This window comes from Nonomuraea jiangxiensis (genome assembly GCF_900099965.1).
GTDB lineage: Bacteria > Actinomycetota > Actinomycetes > Streptosporangiales > Streptosporangiaceae > Nonomuraea > Nonomuraea jiangxiensis.
The window spans coordinates 237,600-263,970 of sequence record NZ_FNDJ01000015.1 but is presented as its reverse complement, the minus strand read 5'-3'; the positions used below and the strand labels follow the sequence as shown (position 1 = coordinate 263,970).

The 26,371-nt window shown below is 72.5% G+C and carries 25 protein-coding genes and 2 tRNA genes; 10 read left to right on the top strand and 17 right to left on the bottom strand.

Translation table 11 applies throughout. The features are described 5' to 3' along the window. Positions 1 to 17: 17 nt before the first annotated feature. From BLS95_RS31795 to BLS95_RS31745, 11 genes are all read right to left on the bottom strand, one after another. A complete protein-coding gene (locus BLS95_RS31795; protein WP_281250050.1) occupies positions 18 to 785 on the bottom strand; it encodes a beta-phosphoglucomutase family hydrolase in 768 nt (255 codons plus the stop codon). Then, on the bottom strand, positions 782 to 1,795 hold the full coding sequence (gene gnd, locus BLS95_RS31790; protein WP_176993477.1) for a phosphogluconate dehydrogenase (NAD(+)-dependent, decarboxylating): 1,014 nt from the start codon (positions 1,793 to 1,795) through the stop codon (positions 782 to 784). The genes BLS95_RS31795 and gnd overlap by 4 nt, the downstream gene beginning before the upstream one ends. Before the next feature lie 218 nt (positions 1,796 to 2,013). Next, complete coding sequence (locus BLS95_RS31785) at positions 2,014 to 3,231, bottom strand: cytochrome d ubiquinol oxidase subunit II (RefSeq protein WP_090939689.1); 1,218 nt, start codon at positions 3,229 to 3,231, stop codon at positions 2,014 to 2,016. Next, positions 3,224 to 4,543, bottom strand: a complete 1,320-nt coding sequence (locus BLS95_RS31780) for a cytochrome ubiquinol oxidase subunit I (protein WP_218136072.1) — start codon at positions 4,541 to 4,543, stop codon at positions 3,224 to 3,226. Before BLS95_RS31780 ends, BLS95_RS31785 begins: the two co-directional genes overlap by 8 nt. Before the next feature lie 139 nt (positions 4,544 to 4,682). Continuing rightward, positions 4,683 to 5,285, bottom strand: coding sequence for a TetR/AcrR family transcriptional regulator (locus BLS95_RS31775; protein WP_090939686.1), 603 nt, complete (start codon positions 5,283 to 5,285; stop codon positions 4,683 to 4,685). 4 nt (positions 5,286 to 5,289) lie between these two features. Then, a complete protein-coding gene (locus BLS95_RS31770; RefSeq protein ID WP_090939806.1) occupies positions 5,290 to 6,258 on the bottom strand; it encodes an aldo/keto reductase in 969 nt (322 codons plus the stop codon). 154 nt (positions 6,259 to 6,412) lie between these two features. Beyond that, a tRNA-Leu gene (locus tag BLS95_RS31765) sits at positions 6,413 to 6,485 on the bottom strand. A gap of 5 nt (positions 6,486 to 6,490) precedes the next feature. Next, positions 6,491 to 6,562 (bottom strand) — tRNA-Gly (locus BLS95_RS31760). Between the two features lie 293 nt (positions 6,563 to 6,855). Beyond that, entirely contained in the window at positions 6,856 to 8,304 is a 1,449-nt protein-coding gene (locus BLS95_RS31755; RefSeq protein ID WP_090939683.1) for a mannitol dehydrogenase family protein, read from the bottom strand. After that, complete coding sequence (locus BLS95_RS31750; RefSeq protein ID WP_090939680.1) at positions 8,301 to 9,530, bottom strand: N-acetylglucosamine-6-phosphate deacetylase; 1,230 nt, start codon at positions 9,528 to 9,530, stop codon at positions 8,301 to 8,303. The genes BLS95_RS31755 and BLS95_RS31750 overlap by 4 nt, the downstream gene beginning before the upstream one ends. Positions 9,531 to 9,553: 23 nt before the next feature. Beyond that, entirely contained in the window at positions 9,554 to 10,348 is a 795-nt protein-coding gene (locus tag BLS95_RS31745) for a 6-phosphogluconolactonase (RefSeq protein WP_090939677.1), read from the bottom strand. 186 nt (positions 10,349 to 10,534) lie between these two features. Between BLS95_RS31745 and BLS95_RS31740 the strand changes: the two genes are divergently transcribed. Continuing rightward, complete coding sequence (locus BLS95_RS31740) at positions 10,535 to 11,569, top strand: LacI family DNA-binding transcriptional regulator (RefSeq protein ID WP_176993476.1); 1,035 nt, start codon at positions 10,535 to 10,537, stop codon at positions 11,567 to 11,569. Between the two features lie 181 nt (positions 11,570 to 11,750). After that, positions 11,751 to 12,800, top strand: a complete 1,050-nt coding sequence (locus BLS95_RS31735; RefSeq protein ID WP_090939671.1) for a hypothetical protein — start codon at positions 11,751 to 11,753, stop codon at positions 12,798 to 12,800. Positions 12,801 to 12,811: 11 nt separating this feature from the next. On the opposite strand, the gene BLS95_RS31730 is transcribed toward BLS95_RS31735, so the two are convergent. Together BLS95_RS31730 and BLS95_RS31725 are read right to left on the bottom strand one after the other, a co-directional pair. Then, positions 12,812 to 13,642 (bottom strand): Vgb family protein, encoded by an 831-nt coding sequence (locus BLS95_RS31730; protein ID WP_090939669.1) that lies wholly within the window; start codon positions 13,640 to 13,642, stop codon positions 12,812 to 12,814. Further along, positions 13,636 to 15,138, bottom strand: coding sequence for an ABC-F family ATP-binding cassette domain-containing protein (locus BLS95_RS31725; protein WP_425434760.1), 1,503 nt, complete (start codon positions 15,136 to 15,138; stop codon positions 13,636 to 13,638). The genes BLS95_RS31730 and BLS95_RS31725 overlap by 7 nt, the downstream gene beginning before the upstream one ends. Positions 15,139 to 15,209: 71 nt before the next feature. Here BLS95_RS31725 and BLS95_RS31720 point away from each other — a divergent pair, with 71 nt between their 5' ends. The 4 genes from BLS95_RS31720 (at position 15,210) to BLS95_RS31705 (ending at position 18,739) form a co-directional block, all read left to right on the top strand. Further along, positions 15,210 to 15,791 (top strand): TetR/AcrR family transcriptional regulator, encoded by a 582-nt coding sequence (locus BLS95_RS31720; RefSeq protein ID WP_245765397.1) that lies wholly within the window; start codon positions 15,210 to 15,212, stop codon positions 15,789 to 15,791. 71 nt (positions 15,792 to 15,862) lie between these two features. Beyond that, the gene (locus BLS95_RS31715) at positions 15,863 to 17,011 is read left to right on the top strand and encodes an alanine racemase (protein ID WP_090939660.1); all 1,149 of its coding nucleotides are present in this window, start codon (positions 15,863 to 15,865) and stop codon (positions 17,009 to 17,011) included. Continuing rightward, entirely contained in the window at positions 17,008 to 18,252 is a 1,245-nt protein-coding gene (locus BLS95_RS31710) for a ferric iron reductase (protein ID WP_090939657.1), read from the top strand. Before BLS95_RS31715 ends, BLS95_RS31710 begins: the two co-directional genes overlap by 4 nt. 13 nt (positions 18,253 to 18,265) lie before the next feature. Next, the gene (locus tag BLS95_RS31705) at positions 18,266 to 18,739 is read left to right on the top strand and encodes an SRPBCC family protein (RefSeq protein ID WP_090939654.1); all 474 of its coding nucleotides are present in this window, start codon (positions 18,266 to 18,268) and stop codon (positions 18,737 to 18,739) included. Between the two features lie 27 nt (positions 18,740 to 18,766). On the opposite strand, the gene BLS95_RS31700 is transcribed toward BLS95_RS31705, so the two are convergent. Beyond that, positions 18,767 to 19,018 carry a hypothetical protein gene (locus tag BLS95_RS31700; RefSeq protein ID WP_143043940.1) on the bottom strand — a complete coding sequence of 84 codons (252 nt, stop codon included), beginning with the start codon at positions 19,016 to 19,018 and terminating at the stop codon, positions 18,767 to 18,769. Between the two features lie 274 nt (positions 19,019 to 19,292). On the opposite strand from BLS95_RS31700, the gene BLS95_RS31695 reads away from it, so the two are divergent. After that, on the top strand, positions 19,293 to 20,516 hold the full coding sequence (locus BLS95_RS31695; RefSeq protein ID WP_090939646.1) for an acyltransferase family protein: 1,224 nt from the start codon (positions 19,293 to 19,295) through the stop codon (positions 20,514 to 20,516). A gap of 109 nt (positions 20,517 to 20,625) precedes the next feature. Here the strand turns inward: BLS95_RS31695 and BLS95_RS31690 are convergent, their stop codons facing one another. After that, positions 20,626 to 21,600, bottom strand: coding sequence for a zinc-binding dehydrogenase (locus BLS95_RS31690; RefSeq protein ID WP_090939643.1), 975 nt, complete (start codon positions 21,598 to 21,600; stop codon positions 20,626 to 20,628). Between the two features lie 219 nt (positions 21,601 to 21,819). After that, positions 21,820 to 22,575 (bottom strand): GntR family transcriptional regulator, encoded by a 756-nt coding sequence (locus tag BLS95_RS31685; protein ID WP_090939640.1) that lies wholly within the window; start codon positions 22,573 to 22,575, stop codon positions 21,820 to 21,822. 144 nt (positions 22,576 to 22,719) lie between these two features. Here BLS95_RS31685 and BLS95_RS31680 point away from each other — a divergent pair, with 144 nt between their 5' ends. Further along, on the top strand, positions 22,720 to 23,538 hold the full coding sequence (locus tag BLS95_RS31680) for an SMP-30/gluconolactonase/LRE family protein (protein ID WP_143043939.1): 819 nt from the start codon (positions 22,720 to 22,722) through the stop codon (positions 23,536 to 23,538). Between the two features lie 70 nt (positions 23,539 to 23,608). Then, the gene (locus tag BLS95_RS31675) at positions 23,609 to 24,328 is read left to right on the top strand and encodes a TioE family transcriptional regulator (protein ID WP_090939634.1); all 720 of its coding nucleotides are present in this window, start codon (positions 23,609 to 23,611) and stop codon (positions 24,326 to 24,328) included. A 73-nt stretch (positions 24,329 to 24,401) separates the two neighbouring features. Here BLS95_RS31675 and BLS95_RS31670 read toward each other — a convergent pair whose 3' ends face one another. Then, on the bottom strand, positions 24,402 to 25,016 hold the full coding sequence (locus tag BLS95_RS31670) for a TetR/AcrR family transcriptional regulator (protein WP_090939631.1): 615 nt from the start codon (positions 25,014 to 25,016) through the stop codon (positions 24,402 to 24,404). 26 nt (positions 25,017 to 25,042) lie between these two features. On the opposite strand from BLS95_RS31670, the gene BLS95_RS31665 reads away from it, so the two are divergent. After that, entirely contained in the window at positions 25,043 to 26,350 is a 1,308-nt protein-coding gene (locus tag BLS95_RS31665) for a M14 family zinc carboxypeptidase (protein WP_090939628.1), read from the top strand. Positions 26,351 to 26,371: the final 21 nt, after the last annotated feature.

Sequence of the window (26,371 nt, the reverse complement as noted above, 5' to 3'; positions counted from 1 at the left end):
GCCCTCCACCTGCCTGGTCATCGTGTCTCCAGCAGCTCGGACAGGTCGGTGACCACGATGTCGGCGCCATGCTCGCGCAGTTCGTCCGCCTGACCGGCCCGATCGACGCCGACGACGAACGCGAAGCCCCCCGCGCGGCCGGCCGCCACCCCCGCCAGCGCGTCCTCGAACACCGCCGCCTCCGAAGGCTTGAGCCCGAGTGCCTGCGCGCCCGCGAGATACATGTCCGGGGCCGGTTTGCCCGCCAGGTGCCGCTCCTGGGCCGTCACACCGTCGATCCGGGCCTCGAAATACTCGGTGAGCCCTGCGGCTGAAAGGACTTTCACGGTGTTGGCGCTCGATGACACGACGGCCCTGCGCAACCCCGCGTCCCGGGTGGCCCGCACGTACCGGACGGAGCCGGGAAACGTGTCCACGCCGTCCCTGTCGATGATCGCCTGGACGAGGTCGTTCTTCCGGTTGCTCAGGGCGTGCACGGTCAGCGCGTCCCGCGGATCATCAGGCGACCCCTCGGGCAGGTCGATCCCCCGTGACCGCAGGAAGCTCCGGGTCCCGTCCAGCCGCTCCTTCCCGTCGACGTAGCGGTCGTAGTCGGCGGTCGCGTCGAACGGCACGAACGGGCTCCCCGTCCGGGCGGCCCGCTCCCGCAGGAACTCGTCGAACATCGACTTCCACGCTCTGGCGTGCACCGTCGCGGTGCGCGTCAGCACGCCGTCCATGTCGAACAGACACCCGCGGACCCGGCCGGGCAGACCGAGCGCCGCCGTGCCCGCGCACGCGCTCACTCCGGCTTCTCCGCGTGCCCGCCGAACTCGCTGCGCATCGCGGACAGGGCCGCGTCGGTGAAGTGGCCGAGCCCCCGCGACTCGAACCGCTCCATCAGCGCCGAGGTGATGACGGGGGCGGGCACGCCTTCGTCGATCGCGGCGTCCACCGTCCAGCGGCCCTCTCCGGAGTCGGAGACGCGCCCCTTGAAGCCCTCAAGGCGCGGCGAGCGCGAGAGCGCGTCGGCGATCAGATCGACGAGCCAGGAGGAGACCACCGAGCCGCGCCGCCAGACCTCCGCGACCTGGGCCACGTCGATGTCGTAACGGTAGTATTCCGGGTCGCGGAGCGGCGCGGTCTCCGCGTCGGCGGCACGGCTCTCCGCTCCCACATTGGCATGCCGGATGATCGACAGCCCTTCGGCGATGGCGCCCATCATCCCGTACTCGACGCCATTGTGGATCATCTTCACGAAGTGCCCCGCACCGGCGGGCCCGCAGTGGAGGTAGCCTTCGGGAGCGGTGCCGTCAGGGTGTCGCCTGCCCGGCGTCGGCTCCGCCGCGCCGATGCCCGGAGCGATGGTACGGAACACCGGGTCCAGGCGCCTGACCACGTCGTCCTCACCCCCGATCATGAGGCAGTAGCCGCGTTCCAGCCCCCACACGCCGCCCGAGGTCCCGCAGTCGACGTAGTGGAGCCCGTGCTCGGCGAGCCGCCGCGCCCGGACGATGTCGTCCCGGTAGTAGGAGTTGCCGCCGTCGATGACCGTGTCGCCGCTGTCGAGCAGGCCGACCAGGTCGTCGAGTGTCCGCTGTACGACGGCGGCGGGCAGCATGAGCCAGACGACCCGGGGCTTCTCCAGTTTCGCCACGAAGTCCCCGAGCGAGGTCGCGGCCACCGCGCCCTCCCCCGCGAGGGCTTGCACCGCGTTCTGGTCGATGTCGTGAACCACGCACTGGTGGCCGTCACGAATGAGCCTGCGCACGAGGTTCGCGCCCATTCGTCCGAGCCCGATCATACCGATCTGCATGGGTTTGTCCGTTGCCATGGATGCCCCCCGGTTCGCCGGCGGCCCGCATGATGTCCCCCGCGTCGCCGCTCGGCCGCCTTTGACCCCTACCCCCAGGCGCCACCCAAACTCTCCGGCAAGGCTTACCGCATGCGTTTGCGCCGATATGCACGGAAGTCGGAAAATAAACCTTCCGCAAATTTGTCCGTACGACAACTCATCCTGTACGTGAGATCGCCTCAGGACTGGTGATCCGCATCCGCCGTCACGGCGAGCACGAAGGTGGACACGGCGCAGGCGACGAGGCAGACGACGCCGGCGGCGAGGACCCAGCCGGCACCGCCGAGGAGCGCCATGGCCAGGCCCGCGAGCAGGGTGGCCACGGCGAACGCGGCGAGCAGCCGGGGCCTGGCTCCGCGGCCGGCCACCGGCGGGGCGCTCACCGGAACCTCGGCGGCGGACGGGTCCAGGTGGCCCCGGAGGAAGAGGCGGAACAGCAAGATCAGCGAGGGAAGCAGCACCAGGGCGCCGATCACGCCGGCGACGATGACCGCCATCAGGGTGGCCCGGCCGGCGGCGGCCTGGGTGAGCGTGAGCCCGGGCAGGAATCGCGGCCGTTGAGCCAGCCCCCAGCCGGCCACGATGGCCGTGACGGCGAGAGCGGCCAGAGCGCGGGCCGGGCCGAACCGCTCGCGCCAGACCAGCAGCAGCGTGGCCAGCCCGGCCGCGGCCGAGACGCCGACCATCGCGGCGCCGCCGTCCCGGGTGAGGCCGGCGAACAACGCCGGTGCGTCGAAGTGGACGACGACCAGGCCGGCGATGGCGAGCACGCCCGCGCACACCCCCGAGACCAGGGCGCGGGCGCGGAAGTCGAGCTCCAAAGCCGGCTCGCGCAGCCGGCGCGCGTCGGCGGCGAGGTAGACGGCGGCGAGAAAGCCGCCGGAGGCGACGGCCAGCACGCCGATCGCCATGGACGTGGGGTTGAGCCAGCTGGTGATGAGGTCCCCGGCGGCGTTGCCGACGGGGACCCGGCCTGAGGCGATGCCGCCGACCACGGTGCCCAGTGCGAACGGCGTCAGGATCGACGACAACGCGAACAGGTTCTCGACCGGGCGCCGGCCGCGGGCATCGTCGAGTTGGCCGCGCAGCGCGTAGGAAGCCCCGCGGAGGATGATCCCGACAGCGGCGATGAACAGCGGTACGGCCAGGGTGGAGGTGATCGAACCGAAGGCGACGGGGTAGGCGGTCCAGCACACGACGAGCACGAAGATCAGCCACACGTGGTTGGCCTCCCAGACGGGCCCCATGGCGTGACGGGCGTGGTCGACGGCCTTCGCGCGGCCGGTCCGCCCACGGCGGGCCAGCAGGGTCCACAGGCCGGCCCCGAAGTCCGCGCCGGCCAGCACGGTGTAGGCCGCCAGGCCGGCGAGGATGAACAGCATGGGGACCTCAGCCATCCGCGTCCGCCTCCAGCGGAACCCGGCTGAACCGGTGCAGCAGCCACCAGACCGCGGCGGCCAGCCCCAGATAGACCACCACCAGGGTGCCGTAGCCGACGGGAATCCCGGACGCGCCGGTGACCGCCTCCTGCGTTCGCATGACCCCGTACACGATCCAGGGCTGGCGCCCGACCTCGGTGGTCACCCAGCCGGCGATGAGGGCGACCACCGACAACGGCCCCGCCACCACCACGGCCCGGTAGAACCAGCGCGAGCGGGGCAGCCGTCGGCGGCGCAACCGCACGTAGAGGTACACCAGGCTCAGCAGCGCCAGGAACGTGCCGATGCCCACCATGGTCTGGAAGGCGAAGCGCACCACGTTGACCGGCGGCTGGTCCCGCACCGCGACCGCCGCGAGGCCCTGGACCGTCGCGTCCGGGTCGTGGAAGGCCAGCAGCGACAGCAGGTTCGGGATCTTGATGCCGTGGACCACCTCGTGGCCGTTGTACCAGCCCAGCAGGTGCTCAGGAGCACCACGGGTGGTCTCCCCCAGCCCCTCCAGAGAGGCCAGCTTCGTCGGCTGGTGCCGCGCGACCTCCCGCGCGGCCCAGTCACCGATCACGATCTGCAGCGGCGCGGCGACGGCGGCGGCCGACAGCGCGACGGTCAGCGCCGTACGGTGGTATCGCCCCCTTCGGCCGCGAAGGAATCCCCACGCGTACGGGACGGCGACCAGGAAACCGGCGACGATGTAGCCGGCGAAGTACATGTGCACGAACTCATGCCAGAAGTAGACATTGCCCAGCAGCGCCGACCACGGGTGCGCATTGACCGCCCGTCCGTCCTGCAGCTCGAACCCGCCGGGATGGTTCATCCAGCCGTTGACGGAGATCACGAACAGCGAGCCCGTCACCCCGGCGATCGCGATCGGAATGCCGGACAGGAAGTGCAGCCGGGGCGCCAGCCGGTCCCAGCCGTACACATAGATCCCTATGAAGATCGCCTCGACGAAGAACGAGAAACCCTCCAGCGTGAACCCGAGCCCGAACACGTTGCCGAACCGCGCCATGAACTCCGGCCACAACAACCCCAGCTCGAAGCTGAGAATCGTCCCGGTCACCACGCCGACCGCGAACAGCGCCAGCATCACCTTCGACCAGCGCCGGGCCAGCAGGCGAAACAGCGGATCCCCGGTCCGCAGGTAACGCCACTCACAGAACAACACCATCGCAGGAAACGCGATCCCGAAACACACCAAGGGAATGTGCACGGCGAGCGAGAGCGCCTGCATCTGCCGCGCCTGCAGCAGGTATTCCGGATCGACCGGCACGCGCACCCCCCGACGACCGCGACAACACAGCGGTCACCTTGTCACCACAAACCCCCAGCACAGTGCATACCCCGACACTGGCCGACCAGCCTGGATCAAGGCGAAAAGGCCCGGCCGCCCGCTCCGCCAGGGGCCCGCCTCAGCCCGTGGTGACTCCCAGCCTGGAGCGCCCGGCGATCAGCGCGAGCGTGGCGTCGGCCGCCCGCCGCACGGCCAGGTCCACGGCCTGCTCGCCGGCCCCGAACATGCCCAGGTGCAGCAGCCCCGCGTGCCCGTGCGCGGTGGCCGCCACGGCCAGCCCGAACGACTCGGCGGCCACCGGGTCGCCACCCGACAGGTCCATGGCCCCCGACCGGAACGCCTCCTTGACCGGCTGGGAGGCCCGCTCCAGATCGGGTGACCAGGAGCCGGACAGTGCCTCGAACAGTGCCCGGTGCCGGGCGGCGAACCGTACATATCCCCTGACCACCGCCACCAGCCGGTCCTCGGGCGCCCTGCCGCCGCGCTCCGCGGTCACGGCCGCCACCAGCAGCTCCCCCGCCCGCACCGCCACCGCGGACAGCAGCTCGTCACGGTCGGCGAAGTGCCGGTAGGGGGCGCTGACCGCGACCCCGATCCGCCGGCTCGCCTCCGCCATCGAGAACGCCTGGACCCCCTGCTCGGCGATGAGCTCCAGCGCGGAATCGATGAGCGCGGCCCGCAGGTCGCCGTGATGGTAGGTCTGTCGTTTCGTCGGTGGCACCGACTCAGGGTAGCGACAGCTCGTCCAGCCTGCCGAGCTCCGCCTCGGTCAGCGCGAACCCCATGGCCCCCGCGACCTCGGTCGCCTGCCGCGGCTTGGACGCGCCGGGGATGGCCACGACGGTGTCGCCGTAGCGGGTGATCAGCCAGTTGAGCGCCACCTGCGAGACCGTGGCGCCGTACCCGTCGGCGATGCGGCGCATCGCCTCGATGAGCGGCCGGGTGCGTTCGAGCCCCTGGGCGCTGAGCACGCTCCGGCTGAAGAAGCGCCGCGCCGGCGGCGCGGACCTGGCCAGTGCCGGGTCCTCGTGGTAGCGCCCGGTGAGCACCCCGCCCTCCAGCGGCGAGTACGCGATCAGCGTCACGCCCAGCTCGCGGGCCGCCCGCAGCACGCCGTCACGCTCGACGTTGCGGTGCAACAGGCTGATGCGCACCTGGTTGGCGGCCAGCGTGACGCCCTCGGCGGCCAGCGCGCGGTGGGCGAGCCGCAGCTGGCGGGCGGAGAAGTTGCTGACGCCCACCGCGCGGACCTGGCCCGCGTGCACGAGCCCCGCCATGGCCTTGAGCTGGGCGGGGATGCTGGACAGGCTGCCCGTGGGCATGTGGATCTGGTGCAGGGCCACGGGGTGACCGCCCAGATGGTTCAGGCGGTCGCCGATGGTCCTGGTGATGCTGGCGGCGGTACGCAGGTACGGCGTCCACTTGGTGGCGACGGCGACCTGGCCGGGGACGGCTCCGCACTCCTTCAGCGCGGCGGCCAGCGCCTGCTCCGAGCGGCCGTTGCCGTACATCTCGGCGGTGTCGAACCAGGTGACCCCGCCGTCGAGGGCGGCCCGCACGACCGAGGTGGCCGTCTCCTGGCCGATGGGATTGATCATCAGGCGTGCGTAGTTCGCCGTGCCCGCGAACTGCATGCATCCGAGACCGATGGGACTGATCTCGATGTCGGTCCTGCCCAGCCTGCGCGGCTCCATCTCCACTCCCTAATGTGATGGTCAATCACATTGTGAGAGGCTATCACATATGGATCGCTTCGACCCGGCTGGTGGGCGGAGATCATCCCCGGCCACGAGGGATTTGATAGGTGGCCGCCCCGGCCCCCATGTGTCGGGGCGGCCCGTTGTGCCGTACGTCCGGCGGGATTCGAACCCGCACCGTCCGGTACCTGAAACCGGTGCCTCTGCCGTTGGGCCACGGACGCATCAGAGCCGCAGCGGGGACTCGAACCCCGTCCTGCTGGGTGGAAGCCAGCTGCCTTACCAGTTCGGCCTCTGCGGCATTGATCGGCAGGATGTGAAAGGTGGAAAGAGAAAGGCCGCCCGGCGTTTCACCTGGCGGCCTCCGGATGGTCTTTCGGCGCGGTTTATCCGGAAGCCTGCCCGCCCAGGGCGCGGCCGAGCAGCGCGAAGTGGCGATGCCCTTCGAGCTCCGGCGCGGCGGCTGCGCGTCGCATGGCGGACCTTTCCCTTACTTTCGCGGAGCGGCTGCGGGGCCGCCGCCCTTTGTTTTCGACGTGATTCACGGTAACCGGCGGCATTCCGCGCATGCCACCGATTTATCAGCGCAGGCGGTCAGGCGCCGGCCGCGGTCGCGGCGATGAGGGTGCCCGGCGGGTCTCCGCGCAGGAGTGCCGTCAGGGCGTGGGTCACCGCCCCGACCAGCTCCGGGTCCGTCGCCACCGGGGCGGGCAGGTGTACGACGTCCGCGAGCGCCGCCGAGACCGAGGCGCGCAGGGTGTCCGGCGTGGCCGCGTCGATGCGCAGGTCGCGGGCGTTCTCGTCGGAGAAGGCGTCCGGCCGCGCCGTCCTGAGATGCATCCACAGCGCGAGGACGGTGGCCGACACCCGGGGCCGCCGGCCGCTCTCCCGGCAGGCGAGGAGCGTGGCGGTGAGCCGCTGCGGGAGCTTCTGGCTGCCGTCGGTCGCGACGCGGGCCGTCGTGTCGGGTAGCAGCGGGGAGGCGAAGCGGGCCCGTACGGAGTCCGCGTAAGCCGCCGGGTCGGTGCCGGCCGGCGCGACGACGGAGGGCAGCGCCTCGGTGGCGAGGAACCGGGCGGCGAGCGCGGCCACGTCCGGGTGGCGTGCCGCGTCGGAGACGCGTTCGATGCCGAGGGCGAGTCCCGCGTAGGCCAGGAGTGAGTGGGTGGCGTTCAGCAGTTGCAGTTTGAGCTGCTGGACGCGGTCGATCTCGGGGCTGAAGACGACGCCGCCGTCCGCCCAGGCTGTCCCGGCGGCCATCGCCTCGTCCGCCTCGATCGTCCAGTGGAAGGTCTCCTCGGCGACGAGCCCGAGGGCGTCGTCGAGCCCGAGGAGGCCGGAGATCCGGTCCCGGTCGGCCGCCGTCTGCTTGGGCACGATCCGGTCGACCACGCTGCGCGGGAAGCGCGCCTGCGCGCCGAGCCAGGCCGGCAGCCCGGCGGAGAACGCTCCGGGTTGCCGCTCCACCAGATCGAGCAGCGCGGCGCGCAGGACCGTACCGTTGTCGACCAGGTTGTCGCAGCTCAGGACGGTGACGGGCAGGCCGGCCGCGCGCCGGCGGTCGAGGGCGAGGGCCAGCAGGCCGAGCAGGCTGTCCGCGGGCGCGCCGGGCGGCGGGGCGTAGCCGCGCTCGGTGATGGTGAGCGTGATCGTGTGGATCTGCGGGGCGGCCAGGCGGGCGACGACGGCCTCGGCCGCCTCGCTCGCCAGCAGGCTCTCCCTGATCGAGCCGACGACCCGGACCTCCGGCTCGGCCGCCGGGTCGGTGCCGACGGTGGCGACCGCGAAGAGGTGGTCCTGCTCGCGGGCAGCGCGTACGAGGGCGGCGTTGGTGTTCGCGACGGCGCACACGCCCCACGGTTGATCGGGGAAGCGCTCCAGCATCCGGTCGAACGCGACGGCCTGGTGCGCCCGGTGGAACGCGCCGAACCCCAGGTGCACGATGCCGACCCGGACGGCGCCGAGGTCGTAGGAGGGCCGGTGGCCGGCGTCGGCCCGCGGCAGGCTCCCGGCGTCGAGGCGGGGCCGGGCGGTCCTGGTCATCGCAGCTCCTCCGGTATCTCGCCCAGCTCGGCGAGCCCGGCGTCGGACGGTCCGCGGTGCACGCAGGTCCCGGCCACGATCGTGACGTTCGCCGGGGTCCTGCCGATCGACGGCTCGTCGTCGTACACCGTGAGGTCGGCGGCGGCGCCGGACTGCAGGCGCCCGCGCGTGGTGAGGCCGAGCAGCGCGGCCGGGTTCTCCGAGGCCATCCGGACGGCGTCGGCCAGCGGGATCCCGGCGGCGGCGACCGCCCACGACAGGCACTCGTCGAGGGTCTTCACCGCGCCCGCGAGCAGCTCGCTGCCGCGCAGGGTCAGGCGCCTGCCCTCGTGCAGGGTCACCTCGCCGCCGACGGGGGTGCGGTAGTCGCCGGGCGGCCTGCCGGCCGAGGCGAGGGCGACGGCGTCGCTCACCAGGAGCGAGCGGTCGACGCCCTTGGCGCGCACCATCGCGCCGAACGCCGCGGCGTCGAGGTGGTGGCCGTCCGCGATGAACCCCGCCGACAGACGGGGGTCGGCGAGCTGCTCCCAGACGAGGTTGGGATGCCGGGGCAGCGTGCGTGCCACGCCGTTGCCGAGGTGGGTGCTCAGACGGGCGCCCGCGTCGGCGCCGGCCAGCGCCTCGGCCGCGTTCGCCGACGAGTGGCCGAGCGCGACGAGGCACTCCAGGCTGACCTGGCGGATGTACTCGACGGCGCCCGCGACCTCCGGCGCCACGGTGACGATCCGGACGATCCCGCCGGCGGCCTGCCGCCAGCGGTGGAACTCGGCGACGTCCGCCGGGCGCATCCGGGCGGGGTCGTGGGCGCCGCGCGCGCCGTCGCCGGCCGACAGGTGGGGTCCCTCGACGTGCGCGCCGTGCACGGCATGCCCGAGTACGGGGTGCAGGGCGCGGGCGTCGCGGACCGCCCGCAGGGATCCGACGATCCGCTCCTCCTCCGCCGTGATGACGGTGGGCAGGAACGTCGTGACGCCGCGGGCCCAGAGCGCGGCGGCCATCCGGCGGATCGTGCCGCCGTCCACGTGCTCGTCGTTGACGTCGTGGCCCTCGTAGCCGTTGATCTGGGCGTCGACCAGGCCGGGCACGATGACGGCGGCGGCGTCGCCGGTCAGGCGCTCGATGCGGTGGATGCGCCCGCCGCGGACCGTGACGCGGGCGGAGGAGGCGGTGCCCGCGATCCGGCCCTCGACCACCGTCGTGGCGCCGGAGCCCACGGCGGCCGTCATGGCGCCATGGCCTTCGGCGGCTGTCATGGCGCGGTGCCGGGATGGGCGCCGGTGTCGAGGTAGAGCCAGGTGGCCGGGTGTTCGCGCAGGTAGGAGGCGGGTGAGCCGCCGTTCACCGGCCCGGTGAGGGCGCGCTCGACGGCGTCGCGCTTGCGCGGCCCCGGCACGGTGCACACGATCCGTCCCGCGCCGAGGATGGTGGGCAGGGTGAGGGTCAGGGCCTGGCGGGGCACCAGGTCGAGCGCGGGGAAGCAGCCGTCGTTCACCTGCTGCGCGCGGGAGACCTCGTCGAGCCGCACGAGGCGGGCGGGCCGGGGGTCGTGGCGGTCGGCGTCAGGCGGGTCGTTGAAGGCGAGGTGGCCGTTCTCGCCGATGCCCAGCAGCGCGAGGTCCAGCGGCCGCTCGGCGGCGAGGGCGCCGTAGCGGGCCGCCTCCGCCTCGGCGTCGCCGGACAGCGACATGTACTCGACGCGGCCAGGACGCACCCGTCCGAAGAGGTGCTCGTCGAGGTAGCGAGAGAACGTGCCCGGCGCGCCGGTGGCGAGTCCCACGTAGTCGTCGAGCTGGAACGCGGTCACCCGGGACCAGTCGATGCCGTCCGCCGCGGCGAGCGCGTCGAGCGTCGCGTCCTGGGAGGGCGCGGCGGCGAAGGCCACGCGTACCTCGTCGCGTGCCGCGAGCAGCCCGGCGAGCAGGGCCGCGGCCTGCCGCCCCGCCAGCGCTCCGGCGGTGCGGGCGTCGGCCGAGACCGAGACGGTGAGACCGCCGTACGTGCCCGGCGCCCGGATCGCCCCGGGCGGGGTGTGCGGGCCGGTCATCGCAGGCTCTCCCAGGTCATGGAGGCGTGCGGGGCGCCGATCCCCGGTCGGGTGCCGCTTGTTGTCACGAGGCTCCCTTCGGTCGCCGCCCGCGCGTTGCTGAGTTGTGCAAACCTTTGCAACAAGCTTGCCGGCTGTCAACGTCCCCGCCAGAATCGGTCCAGCGCGCGATGCGAAGGGGTACAAGTGAACATCCACGACGTGGCCAGAGCCGCCGGGGTCAGCATCTCCACGGTCTCGCGTGCCTTCAGCTCGCCTGAGCGGCTGAGCCCGAAGACGCTCGAAGCGGTGATGAAGGCCGCCCGCGAGGCCGACTTCGTGCCCAACCGCGCGGCCCGCGGCCTGGTCACGGGGCTCACCGGCAACCTCGGCGTCGTGGTGCCCGACATCACCAACCCGTTCTTCCCCCCCATCATCAAGGGCGTCACCGACTACGCGAACGCCGCCCGCCAGTCCGTCCTCCTGGCCACCACCGAGGAGAACGCCAACCGCGAGCAGCACCTCGTCGACCACCTCCTGCGCCAGGTGGACGGGCTCATCGTGTGCTCCAGCCTGCTGGCCGACGAGGCGCTGCGCCGGGCCGCCGCGAAGAAGCCCGTCGTCCTGATCAACCGTACGAGCGAGCACGTCTCGTCCGTGGTGATCGACACGGCCGGCGGCATGCGACAGGCGCTCGGGCACCTGCGCGCGCTCGGCCACACGAGCTTCGCCTTCGTCTCGGGTCCCGCCGAGTCGTGGTCCAACGCGGAGCGCGGCGCCGCCCTGCTGGACGAGGCGGCCACCCTCGGCATGCGGATGCGCACCATCGGCCCGTTCACCGCCCACTACGAGTCGGGCGTGCAGGCCGGGGACGAGCTCATCTTCGGCTCGGACACGGCCGCCGTGGTCTTCGACGACCAGATGGCGCTCGGCGTGCTGTCCCGGCTGCGTAACCGCGGCGTACGGGTGCCGCAGGACGTCTCCGTCATCGGCTGCGACGACGTGCTGCCCGTCGGCCTGGCCCAGCCCGCGCTCACCACGGTCGCGGCGGCCGGCGGGGCGGCCGGGACCGCCGCGGCCGAGATCCTGCTCGAACGTGTGAGGAGCGCCCAGGAGCTCCCGCCCGTCTCCGTCGTCCAGCACAGCAGGCTCGTCATCCGCGACTCCACGGGCGTCCGTCCCGCCCCCGGGCGACAGGCCTCCCTCGACGGCGACCGGGCCCCCGCCCGCCCCTCGCTCTGACCCGCACGCCTCCGGCCACACCGGCGCCCGCCGGATCGGACGGGCGAGCACCTGCTCGGTGGTGGGGTTGACCATGAGGATCTTGCCGGTGCCGTCCACGATGAGGAGCCCGACCCGCAGGCCGCGGCCGATCACCTCGACCGGGCTGCGCTGAGCTGCTCCTGCGTGTTTGCATGGCGGCATGATCCCTTTACGGCACCTCAGCCGCGCCGCCGTACCGGCGCTGGCCATTCTGCTGACCACCTACGGCAGCCTCGGCACCGGCAAGGCCGCCGCCGGCGTCACCCTCACCGAGACCCCGGAACTCGCCGCGGCACCCGAGCTCGCCGCCGCGCCCGAGTTCCGCTACCCCGTCACCCGCAACGCCGCCTACCGGGACATCCCCGGCACCGAGCAGACGTTCACCGCGGCCGTCGACGCCCCGGTCTATCTGTGGACGCGCAACCTGTCGACGCGGAACGTGACCGCGCTGTCGGCGGGCGACAACATCGGGAACACCTTCGCCATCCGCTGCCGCGACAGCGCCGGCCAGCCCGTGCCCGGCGAACAGGGAGCGTACTGGGCGACCAACCTCGTGCCGCCGGGCGAGACCGCGGTCACGCCGACCCTCCGCTGGCTGTTCGTCCCGCCGGCCACGGCCACCTACACCTGCCTGCTCAGCATCGCCAGCTATTCCACCATCATCGAGAACGGCCGCTCGGTCACCATGAGGATCCCCGCCGGCGCGGAACTGGCCCAGGCCACCTACCGCAACGCCCGCCGATGGACCCTGCAGGCGGCCGACGCCACCGTCGTCAGGCCCGGCAGCACGCTCACCACGCTGGGCACCACCTACACGCCGGAGGTGCCCGAGGCCGACCAGATCGCCATCACCCAGGACGCCGCGCTCACCACCTGCAAGGCCGGGTCGACCGTGTCGGGCTGCTCCGGCGGCTCCAGCGCCAACCCCGGCACCACCGTACGGACCTGGATACACGCCCAGCCCCAGACCAGCGCGGGGGCCGCCTGCGGCACTGCGCTGACCAGCCCGATGGTCACCCGGCCCATCTCCACCGCCAAGCACCATCTCACCGCGACCAACACCCTCTACCTCACCAAGTCCCAGCTCGCCGGATGCGCCAGGATGCGGGTGACGCTGCGGGTGCAGAACGTGAGCGGCAATCCGGTGCTGGTCCACGGCGGCTATTCCGGCAATATCGCGGCCACGCACGGCGTCGGCTTCGAATACTGACCTTCAGCGGATCAGCTCCTCACCAGAGCCCCGGACTCCATCGCCACCCAGATCGCGCCGTCGGGCCCGACCGTGAGCCCGTGGGGTTCGGCGCCTTCCAGCGGGAACTCCTCGATCGTGCCGCCGGTCGTGATGCGGCCGAGCCTGCCGATGCCCCACTCGGTGAACCAGAGGGCGCCGTCCCGGCCGGTCACGATGGCGTGCGGCCGGGCGGCGAGGCCGTCAGGCAGCGGGAACTCGGTGATGGCGCCCGCGGTGTCGATCCGGCCCACCTGGCCCGCGCCGATCTCCACGAACCACAGCGCCTCGTCCGGCCCGGCGCAGATGCCCACCGGAGCGGCGTCCGGTGTGGGCAGCGCGTATCGCGTCACCTCGCCGGCGACGGTGACGCGGCCGATCGCGTTGCCCTGGTTGAGGGTGAACCAGAGCGCCCCATCGGGTCCCGTCGTGATCATGGACGGCATCGCGCCCGCGGGGAGCGGGTGGACGGTGATCTGGCCCGCCGCGGTGATGCGGCCGATCCCGTCGCCCTGGAGCTGCGTGAACCACATGGCGCCGTCGGGGCCGGCGGTGATGCCGTACGGTGCGGCCACCTCGAAGGTGGTGATCGTGCCGTCCACGGTGATCCGCCCGATCCGGCCGCCGGTGAACTCCGTCCACCACAAGGCCCCGTCACCGCCCACGGTGATCACCGTGGGCCGGCCGTCGGCGGGATCGAGCTGGAAGATCGTGGGCTCCTCGCCCGGCACGACCCGCCCGATCTGTCCCTCGTGGACGAGTGTGAACCACAGGGCGCCGTCGGGACCGGTGACGACGCCGTATGGGGAACCATTGATCAACATGGGGTAGCTCCAGGAAGTGAGATCTGTGTGCCGGTGAAGCGGCGCCGCAGCGCCCGGTCGTGCGTGACCACCACGAGCGCTCCCCCGTAGCCGTCGAGCGCCCGTTCGAGCTCCTCGACCAGGGTGAGCGAGAGGTGGTTGGTGGGCTCGTCGAGCAGCAGCAGGTCGTGCTCGCCCGCCAGCAGCACGGCCAGGGCGAGCCGCCGCCGCTGGCCCACCGACAGGGCGCCGACCTTGGTTTCGAGGGCCTCCGGGCGGAACAGGCCGGTGGCCATCAGCGCCGCCGCCTGCCCGCCGTAGGTCTCGATGACCGTCCTGCCGGGATCGAACGTCACCTCCTGCGGGAGGTATCCGGCCCGCTCCCCCGCCTCGGCCGCGACCGCGGCGAGCAGCGTCGACTTGCCCGCGCCGTTCGGCCCGTGGATCAGCAGCCGGTCGCCGGCCTCGACCCGCACCGGCCCGATCTGCGCGAGCGGGCCCGTACGCGCACCGGCGGGCGCGAACGTGCCGCGGAAGCGCAGCGGCTCGGGCGGGCGCGGGACGGGGTCGTCCTCCAGCCGGCGCAGCCGCTCCTGGGCCTGCCGGACCCGCGAGGCCACCGTGCTCTGCACCCGCCCGGCGTTGCGGTCGTAGGCCATCTTGTTGTTGTCCTTCATGTCGCGCCCCACGGCGACGCGACGCGCGGTGGTCGCGGCGAACTCCTTGACCTGCTCGATCTCCTCCCGCCAGGCGGCGTACGCCTGCTCCCAGCGCGACCTGGCGGCCGCCTTGGCGGCGCGGAACCCGGTGTAGCCGCCGCCGAACCTGGTCAGCGTGCCGCCCTCGACCTCGAGGATCGCCGTCGCCACCCGGTCGAGGAAGATCCGGTCGTGCGAGACCGCCACCACAGTGCCCTTGTGCTCGCGCAGCCGGTCCTCCAGCCAGGACATCGCCTGCTCGTCGAGGTGGTTGGTGGGCTCGTCGAGGAGCAGGATCTCCGGCGCGGCGGCCAGCACGCAGGCCAGCCCCAGCCGGGCCCGCTCGCCGCCGGACAGGCTCGACAACACGCGCGAGCGCTCGACGCGCGCCAGGCCGAGCCCGTGCATCGCCTTGTCCACCCGGGCGTCGGCCTCGTATCCGTCCCTGGCCTCGAAGGCGGTGAGCAGCTCGGCGTACCTGTCCATGTCCTGGGCCTCGGCGGCCTCGCTCATGCCGCGCTCGATCGCGCGCAGCTCGGCCAGGGCGGCGTCGATGGCCTGCTGGACGGTGTGGTGGCCGGGCAGGTCGAGGGTCTGGCCCAGGTAGCCGACACCGCCGGCCGCCACCACCGTCACCTCGCCGTCGTCCGGGCTCTCCACCCCGGCGATGAGCCGGAGCAGCGTGGACTTGCCGGAACCGTTCTCGCCCACGATCCCCGCGCGCTCGCCTGGGCGCACGCTCGCGGTGATCTGGTCGAGCACCCGGCGCTCGCCGTACGACTTCGAGACTCCCCTGAGGGAGAGCTGTGTGATCAGAATGGAACCCCTATCGCAACTCAGGTTGCTTTAATGTAGCCTGAGAGTGGGAGTTAACGCAACTGGAGTAGACTTTGCAGAAACGTCCCGGTGGTCGCAGCGCTCGCGTGCGCGACGCCGTACGGCAGGCGACGCTCGCCGAGCTGGCCGAGCACGGCTACGACGGACTGACGGTGGAGAACGTGGCGATCCGCTCAGGCGTCCACAAGACGTCCGTCTACCGCCGCTGGGGAAACGCGGAGGGGCTGATCGCGGACGCGCTGGAGCTGGCGCGGGGCGAGCCGTGGCCGGTCCCCGACACCGGCTCCTTCCGGGAGGATCTGCGGGAGATCGTCCGGTCGGTGCAGCGCGAGTTCGCCGATCCCGCCACCGGGCCGGTCGCCTCCGCGTTCGTGACGGCCGCCGCGCTGAGCGCCGCCGCGGCGCAGTCCCTGCACGGCTTCTTCGCCACCCGCCACGACCAGGCGGCCGTCGTGGTACGGCGAGCCGTCGAACGGGGCGAGCTGCCCGCGGACACGGACGTCACCGACGTGATCAGGATGGCCGTCGCCCCCGTCTACTACCGGCTGTTCATCACCCACGAGCCGGTCACCGCCCGTGACGCGGAGCGCGCCGCCGACGCCGCTGCCGCCGCCGCCCGCGCCGGCGTCATCTGACCGGCCCGTTGTGACCCGGCGGCTCCACGGGGGAAGCTGGTTGCCCAAGGCAGCCCGTCCGCGGAGGCGCGATGCTCCTACAGGCCAAGGCGCTACGACTGGCCGCGGCGGGCGCGCTGCCCGCCTACCTGTACGACCTGGACGGCCTGCGCCGCCACGCCGGCACCGTCAGGCGCGCGATGGACGGGACCGCGCAGGTGCTCTACGCGGTCAAGGCCAACCCCGACGAGCGGATCCTGCGGGCCCTGTCGCGCCACGTGGACGGGTTCGAGGTGGCCTCGGGCGGCGAGCTCGCCCACCTGCGCCGGATCCTGCCGCACGCCTGGACGGCCTTCAGCGGCCCCGGCAAGACCGACGCCGAGCTGGCCCTCGCCCTCGAACTCGGCGTCGCGCGGCTGCACGTGGAAAGCCCGGGCGAGCTCACCCGGCTGGCCCGGATCGCCGCCGCGCGGCCCGTGGACATCCTCCTGCGCGCCAACCTACGCCCGCCTTCCTCCGGTGAGGCGGGTGCCGACATCGTCACGCCGTTCGGCATGGACGAGCACGCGCTGGCGGCCTGCCTGCCGATCCTGCGCGCGGCTCCCCGGATCCGGCCCCGCGGCGTGCACGTCCACCTGTCGTGGGGGTCGCCCGCGCCGGCGATGGCCGGCCTGGCCGCCCATGTCACCACGTGGGCGCTGTCCTGGCTGGACCGGCACCTGCCGGAGCTCGGCCGGCCCGAGATCGATCTGGGCGGCGGCATGCTGGTCGACTATGCCCGCCCGGACCACCTGTTCGACTGGCCGGCCTACGGCGCCGCCGTCGCGGGGCTGCGGGTCCCGGCGCTGCTGCGCATCGAGCCGGGCCGCGCGCTGACGGCCTACCACGGCTGGTACATCACCGACGTCCTGGACGTCAAGACCAACCACGGCCGGCGCTTCGCGGTGCTGCGCGGCGGCACCCAGCACCTGCGCACCCCGGTGGCCAGGGGGCATGACCAGCCGTTCACCGTGATCGGCCGCACCGGCGGGGCAGCCGGGCCCGGGGAACCGGTCACCCTGGTCGGCCAGCTCTGCACGCCCCGGGACGTCTTCGCCCGGGACGTGCCCGTCAGCCTGAGCCCGGGCGACCTGATCGCCTTCCGCCTGGCCGGCGCCTATGCCTGGAACCTGTCCCACCACGAGTTCCTCATGCATCCCGAGCCCACCTTCCACTACCTCGACCGGGAAGGCGTACCGTGATCATCGACGAGTCCTGGGACCCGCAGCGGACCTGGCAGTACGCCGAGCGCTATCTCGGGGGCGGCACCCGTGATTACAGCGCCTACTCCGCCCACCTCGACATCGGCGACCGCCACCACCCGCAGCGCGGCCTGCCCCGCTTCCAGGTCCCCACCTTCCTGGTGCCGCCCGAGCTGGGGACGTTCCTGACCGGGGAGCTGGAGTCCAAGGTGAGCGCCCGCTACGGCGGCGCGGACGGATTCCTGCTGCCCGTCCACCCGGAGACGCTGGCCTTCCCCGGCCTGCCCGGGCGGGACACCCTGCGCCGCGCCGGGCGCGGCCCGGAGCTGACGGTGGTGCCCTCCGCCAACGCCCGCACCGTGTTCGTCGAGCGCATCGGCGACGAACCGGTCGAACCGCACTTCGTCAAGCTGCATTACCCCAGGCGGCTGTCACGCTTCACCCGGCGCCTGCGCCGGCCGATCATCACCCTGGAGCTGTGGGCCGCCGCGGAGCTGACCCGCCACGGGCTGCCCGTGCTCTGCGAGGTGGCGGGTGGGGTGCTGGGCGACCGGCCGCGGGACGCGTGGGGGTTCCTCGTCCGCGAGGCGAGTCCGCGCACGTGGGGCACGCCCTCCGGGGATCCGGAGTCGCCGCCGCCGTACACGGTGCCGTTGTTCGCCCTGTACGGCCGCGACGTCCTGCGGCCCCGGCACCCCACGCTGCTGGAGCAGCTCGTCGCCCGCAGCGGCGAGGACCCGGCGCTGTGGCTGGCCCGGCGCGTCGTGACGCCCATGGTCGCGCTCTGGACGCAGGCCGCCGCCCGTACCGGGTGCGCGCTGGAGATGCACGGCCAGAACACGTTGTTCGGCTATGACGGCGACGGTCGCCGTACCGCGGTGTTCTACCGGGACTGCGCCGTCAACATCGATCCGGCGATCAGGGCGGGGCGGGGGCTGACCGGTCCGCTGCCACCGGTCAACGTCATCTCCCGCGACGTGCGCCAGCCCGCCCCGCACGTGTTCAGCCTCGTCTACGACAGCTTCATGGCCCACCACGCGCTGGAGCGCCTCGCCGAGGTCGCCGCGGAGACCCTCGCGGTGGACCCGGACCTGTTGCGGCAGGCGGGCGGCGCGGCCTTCACGGCGTACGGGGGGCCGGCGCTGGGCCTGCCCGCCACGGTCTACTACTACGACGATGAGCTGCGTCCCGACGGCCGATGGTCCCTGCGGGACACCGGCGAGCGCCCCCGCTGGCGCTAGTTAGAATCCGCGCATGGCCCGTTTCGAGGTGGCCACTCTGGTCCTCGCCCCGCCGCCCGTCGTCTTCGACGCCTCCTTATCCGTCGAGCTGCACACCTCCTCGATGCGCGCCTCGCGCGAGGAGGCGGTCGCCGGGGTGACCTCCGGACGGCTCGCCCTCGGCGATCAGGTCACGTGGCGGGCGGTGCACTTCGGCCTGACCTGGCACCTGACCTCCAGGATCAGCGCCTACGACCGGCCCGCGTCCTTCGTCGACGAGCAGGTCAGGGGCCCGTTCCGGCGCTGGCACCACACGCACACCTTCGAACCGACCCGCATCGGCGACGGCATCGAGGCGACCCTGATGAAGGACCTCATCGACTTCGCCGCGCCCGCCGGCCCCCTGGGCACCCTCGCCGACGCCCTCGTCCTGCGGCGCTACATGACCGGGCTCATCCTGCGGCGTAACGCGCTCATCAAGGCGACGACCGAGACCGCCGAGCGCTGACCACGGCCCCTTCCTGACGGCAGCCGGTCACGGGCAGACGGCGGCGGTCACGGCCTTCATGGCAGCGGGGAGCACGGCGGCCGGGTTCGGGTTGAGGGTGACGGCGACGACGGCCTGGCGGCGGCCGTCGACTGTGCTGACCACGATGCCAGTGTAGCCCCGTACGCCGCCCATGTGGCCGTACACCGGGCCGCACCCGAGGTCGTAGCGGTGCACGCCAAGCCCGAAGCCGCGCACCCAGGGCATGGGGTTGTCCTTCACCGGGACCGTGGACGTCATCTCCCGCATGAGCGCGGGCGGCAGCAGCCGCCCGGGAACAGTTCCCGGTAGAACCGGCTCAGCGCTCCGCCAGGAGGGCGGACCTGTGCCGGCGCCGCTCGTCTGGACGATCTACCGCGTGGTGCAGGAGGCTCTGGGAGCTCATCGCGTAGTAGTTCAGCGGCGTGGCGGCGAGGGCGTTGACCGTCGACGTCCGGCACTGGATGTCGGCCTCTTTCTACCTGCGAACCCTGATCGCCCACGTTTGCCGACATTTGGTGGTTAGCATCGCCGGATGCCGAGAATTCCGTCGGGCGAGCCGGCCGGGCGACGCATGGCCTGGCTCGACGCCCTGCGCGGCATCGCCGCTTCGGCGGTGGTGCTGGAGCACGCCTTCAAGTTCCTGTTACCCGAGGCCAGGGAGCCGGTCAAAGCGGTCTTCGAGCCCGGCTGGTACGGGGTGACGGTGTTCTTCCTGGTCAGCGGCTTCATCGTGCCGGCGTCGCTGGAGCGGCGGGGCAGCGTTCGGGCCTTCTGGGTTTCGCGGTTCTTCCGGTTGTATCCGCTGTTCGGGGTGTGCGTGGCGGGGGTGGCGCTGCTGGTGGCGGCGGGCTGGGACGGCATGCACATCTGGTGGGACTCGCGGCCGGTCCCCCTGGCGGTCGGCCATCTGACGATGCTGCAGAACCTGCTGTACGTGCCGAACCTGGTCAACGTGCTGTGGACCCTGTCGTACGAGATGGCCTTCTACCTGCTGGTGACCGCCATGTTCACGCTCGGCGTGCACCGGAGGAGCACCGCGGGCTCGCTCGGCTTCGCCGTGGCCGCCGTACTGGGCGCGGGCGTGCTGCCGGCCACGTTGTTGTCGTCCGGCGGATCGGGGCGGATGCTGACGGTGGTGCTGCTGGTGGCGACGCTGGTGGCTGCGGGGCTGGCGGCGGTGATCGCGGGTTCGGACACCGTACGGCGGGCGGGCGCGATCCTCATCGGCGTCACCGTGCTGGGGCTGCTGGCCGTCAACCAGACCTACCCCGGCCCCGGGCAGGGCCTGCTGATCCTGGCCACCATGTTCGCCGGCACGGCACTGTATCGGGCCGAGCAGGGCCAGATCCCCGGGAAACAGGCGTTATGGGTGGCGCTGGTGCCGCTGGCCGGGCTCTGGCTGGCACACGGTGAGCCCGGCCTGCAGCTCGCGATCGCCGCCGCCTGGCTCACCTTCGGGGCCGGGATGGCGCTGCGGCACCGGAGGGTGCCACGGCTGCTGGCCTGGCTGGGGCTGGTCAGCTACTCCATCTACCTGCTCCACCCTCTGCTCCTGGAGGGTGTCGAGCGAATCTGGCCTGACCCCCTGGCCGTACCGCTGGCGCTGAGGCTGCCGGCCCTGGCGGGGGTGCTGGCGCTGCTCCTCGGGCTCAGCACGCTGACCTGGCATTTCGTGGAGGCCCCGGCATTACGGCTGGGCCGGCGTCTCAGCTCGGGCCGCGCCAGGCACGCGGTCGCGAAAGGCCCCGGCGGCTGAAAGCCCCGCGACCGGCTGCGGCCCGCCGGAACGAGCGGATGATCGCGTTGCGCCTGCGAGCCGACGCCATCCGCCCGTGGTCGGTGGACCGGCGTCGCGAGAACGGCTGCTAGGGGATCAGCAGGGTCTTGCCCGGGACCGTGCGGGCCTCCATCGCCGCGTGGGCGTCGGCCGCCCGCTCCAGCGGGAACGTACGGCCGATGACCGGCCTGATCCGGCCCGCCGCCGCCGCGGCCAGGGCCTGCTCGGTACGGCTGCGCCAGTCGGCGCCCAGGGCGGCCAGCTGCTCCAGGCCGATCACCGTGACCCCGCGGCGTGCGGCGTCCTCCGGCGCGATCGTACTGGGCAGGCCGCTGGCGGCACCGTGTACGGAGAAGCGGCCCCCGCGCGCCGTCACCTCGAACGCCTCCTGCCCGATCCACCCGCCGACCCCGTCGAAGACCACGTCGAACCCGTGGCCGCCGGTCGTGTCCCAGATCGCCTTCGTCCAGCCCGGTCGGCTGTAGTCGACGACCGCCGCCGCGCCGAGGCCGCGGGCCACCTCCAGCTTCGGCTCGCTGCCGGCCGCCGCCACGACCTGCGCCCCGGCCTCGCGCGCCAGCTGCACCAGCAGGCTGCCGAGGCCGCCGGCCGCCGCCTCGACCAGCACCCACTCGCCGGGCCGTACGCCGGCGTTCGCCATCAGGCCGACCGCCGTACTGCCGTCGTGCAGCAGCGCCGCGGCCTCCGGCAGGCCCAGGCCGTCCGGCACGGGGACGAGGTCGGCCGCCTCGGCGACGGCCAGCTCGGCGTTCCCGCCGCGCAACCCGGCCGTGGGCGCGACGACGCGCCGATCGAGCCACGCGGCGGCCACGCCCGCGCCGAGGGAGACCACCCGCCCGGAGATCCCGCCGCCGGGGAAGTACGGTGGCTCGGGCAACGCCGGGCCCGGCGTGATCCCGCGCCGCAGCTGCGTCTCGACGAAGTTGATCTCCGCCGCCTCGACCCTCACCACGGCCTGCCCGGGACCGGCGGCCGGTTCGGGCACCTCCACCAGCTCCATCACCTCGGGCCCGCCGAACTTCGTCACCTGCACCGCGCGCATGCTGCCCACTTCCCACGACCACAGTCCATGAATTCCGGACCCAGCCTGATACCCCAAGCGCACTTGAGGTCAAATCGGCCGTGGGATGCCGCGCGGTCAGCTGTCCGGCAGGTCCTTAGATGAACACGATGCCGTCGTTCTCGACGTCGCGGCATGACAGCGCACGGCACCCGACCGGCGCCGGCGAGCCTGCTACACAGTGCGCCGCGACAGAACGAGTCACGCCGGCATTTCGATATGCGCCTTGCTGACGGAGGCGCTCTTCGCCAGGGCCTGGAGCACGTCGTGACGCACGCGCTCGCACCGCCTGCGCACGGCCTCGCGAGTGCCGTCCGCATCCCGCGCCCGCAGTCGCTCGACGATGGCCCCCAGCTCCCCGGGCGGGCTCGCGGCCTCGGGAGCGATCATTGCGGCCATCCGCAGCACCCGCTCCAACTCGTTGAGCACGTCGACGATCGCCTTGCCGAACCGGTTGTTACCGCTGGCGTTGGCAATGATGGCCTCGAACTCCATCCCCGCCCGCAGCGAGTCCTCGGGTCGCGCTTCGCCCGCCGCGAGCGCGATGGGTACCTTCGACAACACTTCGAGCCGCTCAAGCGCCGGTGCCTCGACGCCTCGGCGCGCGGCGGCGGCCGCGGCCTCACCGGACAGCAACGTCCGCAGGGCACAGAGATCGTCGGTGTCCTGAAGCGTGATGGGGCTGACCACGTAACCCGCTCGCGGAAGCGCGTCCACGAACCCGTCGCGCCTCAACCGCGCGAGCGCCTCGCGCACCGGTGTCTTGCTGATGTGCCATTGCTGCGCGAGCGACGCTTCGCTGAAGCTGCTGCCGGGCGGCAGCGTCAGGTCGATGATCTGGCGCCTGATCGCCCGGTATGCCTGATTGGTGCGGTCAAGGCCGGGCTCTTCCTCACCGACCAGCAGCAGCGCGGGGATGTGAGGCATTCCCTTGATCACGGGATGGATATCGGACACCTTCCCGGTATATCACCACAGAGCATCGTCAAAGATACCAACGTCAACCATTGATATCTCAACGCTATGCTTCTTGTATAACATGGCCACGATGGGACGGCGCAATTCATGATCCTCAAAACCTTTGATCACGGTGCCGGCGAGATGCCGGAGAACGTCGTGGTCCTCGCGGACGGCACCATCTGTGCGACGCTGCTGCTGGCAGGCACCGTCTGGTTCTCCAGCGGCGAGCCGGAACGGGTGGTCCCGGGACCGGCCGACGCCATCCTGGTCGGCCTCGCCTCCGACACCGAGGACCGGCTGTACGCCGCCGTGCGCAGTACGGACGGCACCGTGACGGGAATCTGGCGGCGTGAGGCGCCCCATCGTTGGGTGCGATTCGCCGCCGCGGAAACCCGGGCAGGGCTCAACGGCATCACCTTCGCCGATGACGGCACGCTGTTCGGGGCCGACTCCGTCAACGGCGAGATCCTCTCCTGTCCTCCCGGCGACGACACGCTCCGGCTCTGGCTCGCCGACGACCACCTGACGCCGGTGTCGCCGGACGACCCCGTGTCGTCCACGGGTGTGAACGGGCTCAAGCTCTGGGACGGCGCCCTGTGGGCGACCAACACGGCCCAGGGCACCGTCCTGCGTATCGGCATCGACGATGGGCGCCCGGGCGAGGTGAAGCAGATGCACACCGGCATACCCGCTGACGACTTCGCCTTCGACAGTTCGGGCACGCTGTATCTTGCCGTCCACCCGCGCGATACCGTTCTGCGCATCACCCCGAACGGTGCCATGACCATCCTCGCGACCGAGGCCGACGGCCTCGACGGCCCGTCCGCGATCGCCGTCATCGACGACGGGCTCCTCGTCACCAGCCTCGGAATGCTCGGTCGGAGGCACAAGCCCAACCTCGTTCATCTCAGCCTCGACGTGGCCGATCCCGCACTACCCCGTCCGCGCATGCCCCGCTGACGCCGACAAGCCTGCCATCAACGGTATCGTTGACTGGGCGTTGATACTTTCCCAAGACATCGACAGGCTGATGGGGCGAAACCTTCAAGAGGGCGTACGGTTCAGGCCGGTCGACCTGGCACGCGGGCACGGCCTGTCCACCCAGGCGGTCAGGAACTACGAGGAGGCCGGCATCCTGCCCGCCGCCGGGCGCACCCCGCACGGCTATCGCACCTACACACCGCGGCACGCGCAAGCCCTGGGCGCGTTCCTCGCCCTCGTGCCCGGACACGGCCACCGGACGGCCACGTCGATCATGCAGGCGGTCAACCGGGGCGCGGTCGAGGACGCGCTGCGGCTCATCGACGAGAGCCACGCCCAACTGCTCGACGACCGCCGTACCCTCCAGGCCGTCGAAGCCGCGCTCCGCGACCTCGCGCCCGTGCCCCAGGAACGCGGCGACACCTTCATCGGCCCGCTGGCCCGCCGGCTCGGCCTCCGCCCGGCCACCCTGCGCAAATGGGAGCGCGCCGGCCTCGTCCGGCCGAGCCGCGACCCGCTGACCGGCTACCGGGTCTACAGCGCGGCCGACGTGCGCGATGCCCGACTGGTCCACCAGCTCAGGCGGGGCGGTTACCTGCTGGAGCAGATCGCGCCGCTGATCGCCCAGGTCCGCGCCGCCGGCGGCGTCGCCCCGCTGGAGGCGACGCTGCTCGACTGGCACGCCCGCCTGTCGGCCAGGAGCCGCGCCATGCTCGCGGGCGCCGCCGCCCTGAACGCCTACCTCGACGGCGACCGAACCGAATCCTGACCGCCCCGACCACCCCAAGGAGTTCCGGCACGGCTCCGCGCGACACGAGCGGTCCCCAGCTCACCTCCGCGATTCAGGCCGGTCCGAGCACGTCCGGGGCGACCAGGACGCGGGCGCTTTCGGCGAAGTACTGTTCGGGGACCGCGCTGGTCAGGCCCAGGATGACGCCCTGGCTGAGCCCGACCAGGAGGGCGCGCAGTGCCGTGGCCAGGCGCTGCGCCTGCCTCGGCGTGAGCGGTGTGCCGTGGTGGGGCCTGCCGGCCAGCAGTGCGGCCAGGCGTTCCTCGTGGGCGCGGACGGAGGCGGCTAACCTGGGCCGGAGCTCGGGGTCGCGCAGGGCCAGGTCCAGCAGGCTGATCTCGAACGACAGGTGGCGCAGCGCGTCGGGGTCATCGCACTGACGGCGGTAGTGTCGGGCGAAGGTCTCCACCGCCTCGGCGAGGCCCGCTCCGGCGGGCACGGCCTGCTCGATGCCGTCGAGGTGTGGGCCGAGACAGTCGGTGACCAGCGCCATGAGCAGCCCGTTCTTGCTGCCGAACAGCGAGTAGACGGCGCCGGTGGTCAATCCCGCCTGCTCGGCGATCTCGTCCAGCCTGGCCCGGTGGCCGTCCCTGGTGACGATCCGGCGGGCGGCCTCCAGCAGGGCCCGCCGGTTCTGCTCCTTGGCCTCGGCCCTTGTCATTCTCATAACCAAATTATTACCGTAATCCCATTATGAACGTTGCCAAGTACATGAACCGCGTCCCCCACCAGGCCGCGTTCCCGTCCGTCGACACCTTGCAGGCGGAGCTGGAGCGGCTGGTCGCCGCCCACCCCGGCCTGGTACGGTCGCGCCGCATCGGCGCCTCCCGGCTGGGCGAGCCGCTGTACGCGCTCACGATCGGCGACGGGCCGCGGGACGCGGTGATCATCGCCGACCCGCATCCCAACGAGCCGGTCGGCACCCTGACCTCCCTCGCCCTGGTCAGGCTGCTGTGCGAGGACTGGCGGCTGCGGGCCGAGCTCGGCTACCGCTGGCACGTCGTGGCGTGCGCGGACCCCGACGGTGCCCGGCTGAACGAGGGCTGGTACGACAGGCCGGGCGACCGCCGCGCGTACGCCGAGCACTTCTACCGCCCCGCCCCGGCCGAGCAGGTCGAATGGACCTTCCCGCTGACCGCCGGCGACTACCGCTTCGACCGGACACTGCCGGAGACGGCCGCGCTGATGCGCCTGATGGACGACGTACGCCCGGCGCTGGTCTGCTCGCTGCACAACGGCGAGTACCAGGGCGCGTTCTTCTACCTCAACCGCCGCGACGCCCGCCTGGCCGAGCGGCTGGCCGCCCTGCCGGGACTGGAGGGCCTGCCGCTGCATCACGGCGAGCCAGAGCTGCCCCGCGCCGAGCCGATCGGCTCCGCCGTCTACCTGACCCCGCCCGGGTCGCAGGTGGGACCGGCCTTCGGCGCAGGCGGCAGCAGCGCCGACCACGCGGCCAGGTTCGGCGCGCTCCACCTGATCACCGAGGTGCCCTTCTGGGCCGACGAGCGGGTGGCGGACCGGCGCCCGATCGGCCGTACCCATGGGCAGGTCCTCGCCGAGGGCGCCGCGGCCAGGCGCGACGTGATCGACACGCTGGCGGCGGGCATGCGATCGGTCGCCGGCGATCTACGCGTGCCCTCGCCGTTCCGCCGCTCGGCCGAGAGCACGCTGGAGACCTTCCGCACGCTGGGCGAGCTGGAGGAGGCGCTGCCCGATCGGGACCGCCCGGTCACGGTCGCCGAGGAGTTCGGCAACCGCCAGGCGACGCACCTGATGCGGCTGCGCCTGACCGGGACGTTCCTCCGCATGCTGGACGCCGAACTGGCCGCCGGCAACCACACACCGGCCGTCCGCGAGCAGCGCCGCCTGCTCGGCGAGCGCTTCGAGACCTGGTACGGCCAGGCCGCGGCCGACTCCCCCGGCCCGCCGATCGAGCCGCGCAAGCTGGTCGCCGTCCAGCTGGGCGCCATCCTGACCGCCGCCGAGCACGCGACCTCATGACGCCGGCGGCCGGGAGCCAGG

Bases quoted from the DNA above. Each gene is read 5' to 3' on its own strand.
- BLS95_RS31770 (WP_090939806.1), bottom strand. From the start codon at position 6,258: ATGGAGCCGCGCAGGCTGGGCAGGACCGACATCGAGATCAGTCCCATC.
- BLS95_RS31785 (WP_090939689.1), bottom strand. From the start codon at position 3,231: ATGGCTGAGGTCCCCATGCTGTTCATCCTCGCCGGCCTGGCGGCCTAC.
- BLS95_RS31755 (WP_090939683.1), bottom strand. From the start codon at position 8,304: ATGACCAGGACCGCCCGGCCCCGCCTCGACGCCGGGAGCCTGCCGCGG.
- BLS95_RS31665 (WP_090939628.1), top strand. From the start codon at position 25,043: ATGAACGTTGCCAAGTACATGAACCGCGTCCCCCACCAGGCCGCGTTC.
- BLS95_RS31680 (WP_143043939.1), top strand. From the start codon at position 22,720: ATGCCGGAGAACGTCGTGGTCCTCGCGGACGGCACCATCTGTGCGACG.
- BLS95_RS31745 (WP_090939677.1), bottom strand. From the start codon at position 10,348: ATGACCGGCCCGCACACCCCGCCCGGGGCGATCCGGGCGCCGGGCACG.
- BLS95_RS31670 (WP_090939631.1), bottom strand. From the start codon at position 25,016: ATGAGAATGACAAGGGCCGAGGCCAAGGAGCAGAACCGGCGGGCCCTG.
- BLS95_RS31735 (WP_090939671.1), top strand. From the start codon at position 11,751: ATGATCCCTTTACGGCACCTCAGCCGCGCCGCCGTACCGGCGCTGGCC.
- gnd (WP_176993477.1), bottom strand. From the start codon at position 1,795: ATGCAGATCGGTATGATCGGGCTCGGACGAATGGGCGCGAACCTCGTG.
- BLS95_RS31750 (WP_090939680.1), bottom strand. From the start codon at position 9,530: ATGACGGCCGCCGTGGGCTCCGGCGCCACGACGGTGGTCGAGGGCCGG.
- BLS95_RS31690 (WP_090939643.1), bottom strand. From the start codon at position 21,600: ATGCGCGCGGTGCAGGTGACGAAGTTCGGCGGGCCCGAGGTGATGGAG.
- BLS95_RS31715 (WP_090939660.1), top strand. From the start codon at position 15,863: ATGCTCCTACAGGCCAAGGCGCTACGACTGGCCGCGGCGGGCGCGCTG.
- BLS95_RS31695 (WP_090939646.1), top strand. From the start codon at position 19,293: ATGCCGAGAATTCCGTCGGGCGAGCCGGCCGGGCGACGCATGGCCTGG.
- BLS95_RS31700 (WP_143043940.1), bottom strand. From the start codon at position 19,018: ATGACGTCCACGGTCCCGGTGAAGGACAACCCCATGCCCTGGGTGCGC.
- BLS95_RS31675 (WP_090939634.1), top strand. From the start codon at position 23,609: ATGGGGCGAAACCTTCAAGAGGGCGTACGGTTCAGGCCGGTCGACCTG.
- BLS95_RS31705 (WP_090939654.1), top strand. From the start codon at position 18,266: ATGGCCCGTTTCGAGGTGGCCACTCTGGTCCTCGCCCCGCCGCCCGTC.
- BLS95_RS31730 (WP_090939669.1), bottom strand. From the start codon at position 13,642: ATGTTGATCAATGGTTCCCCATACGGCGTCGTCACCGGTCCCGACGGC.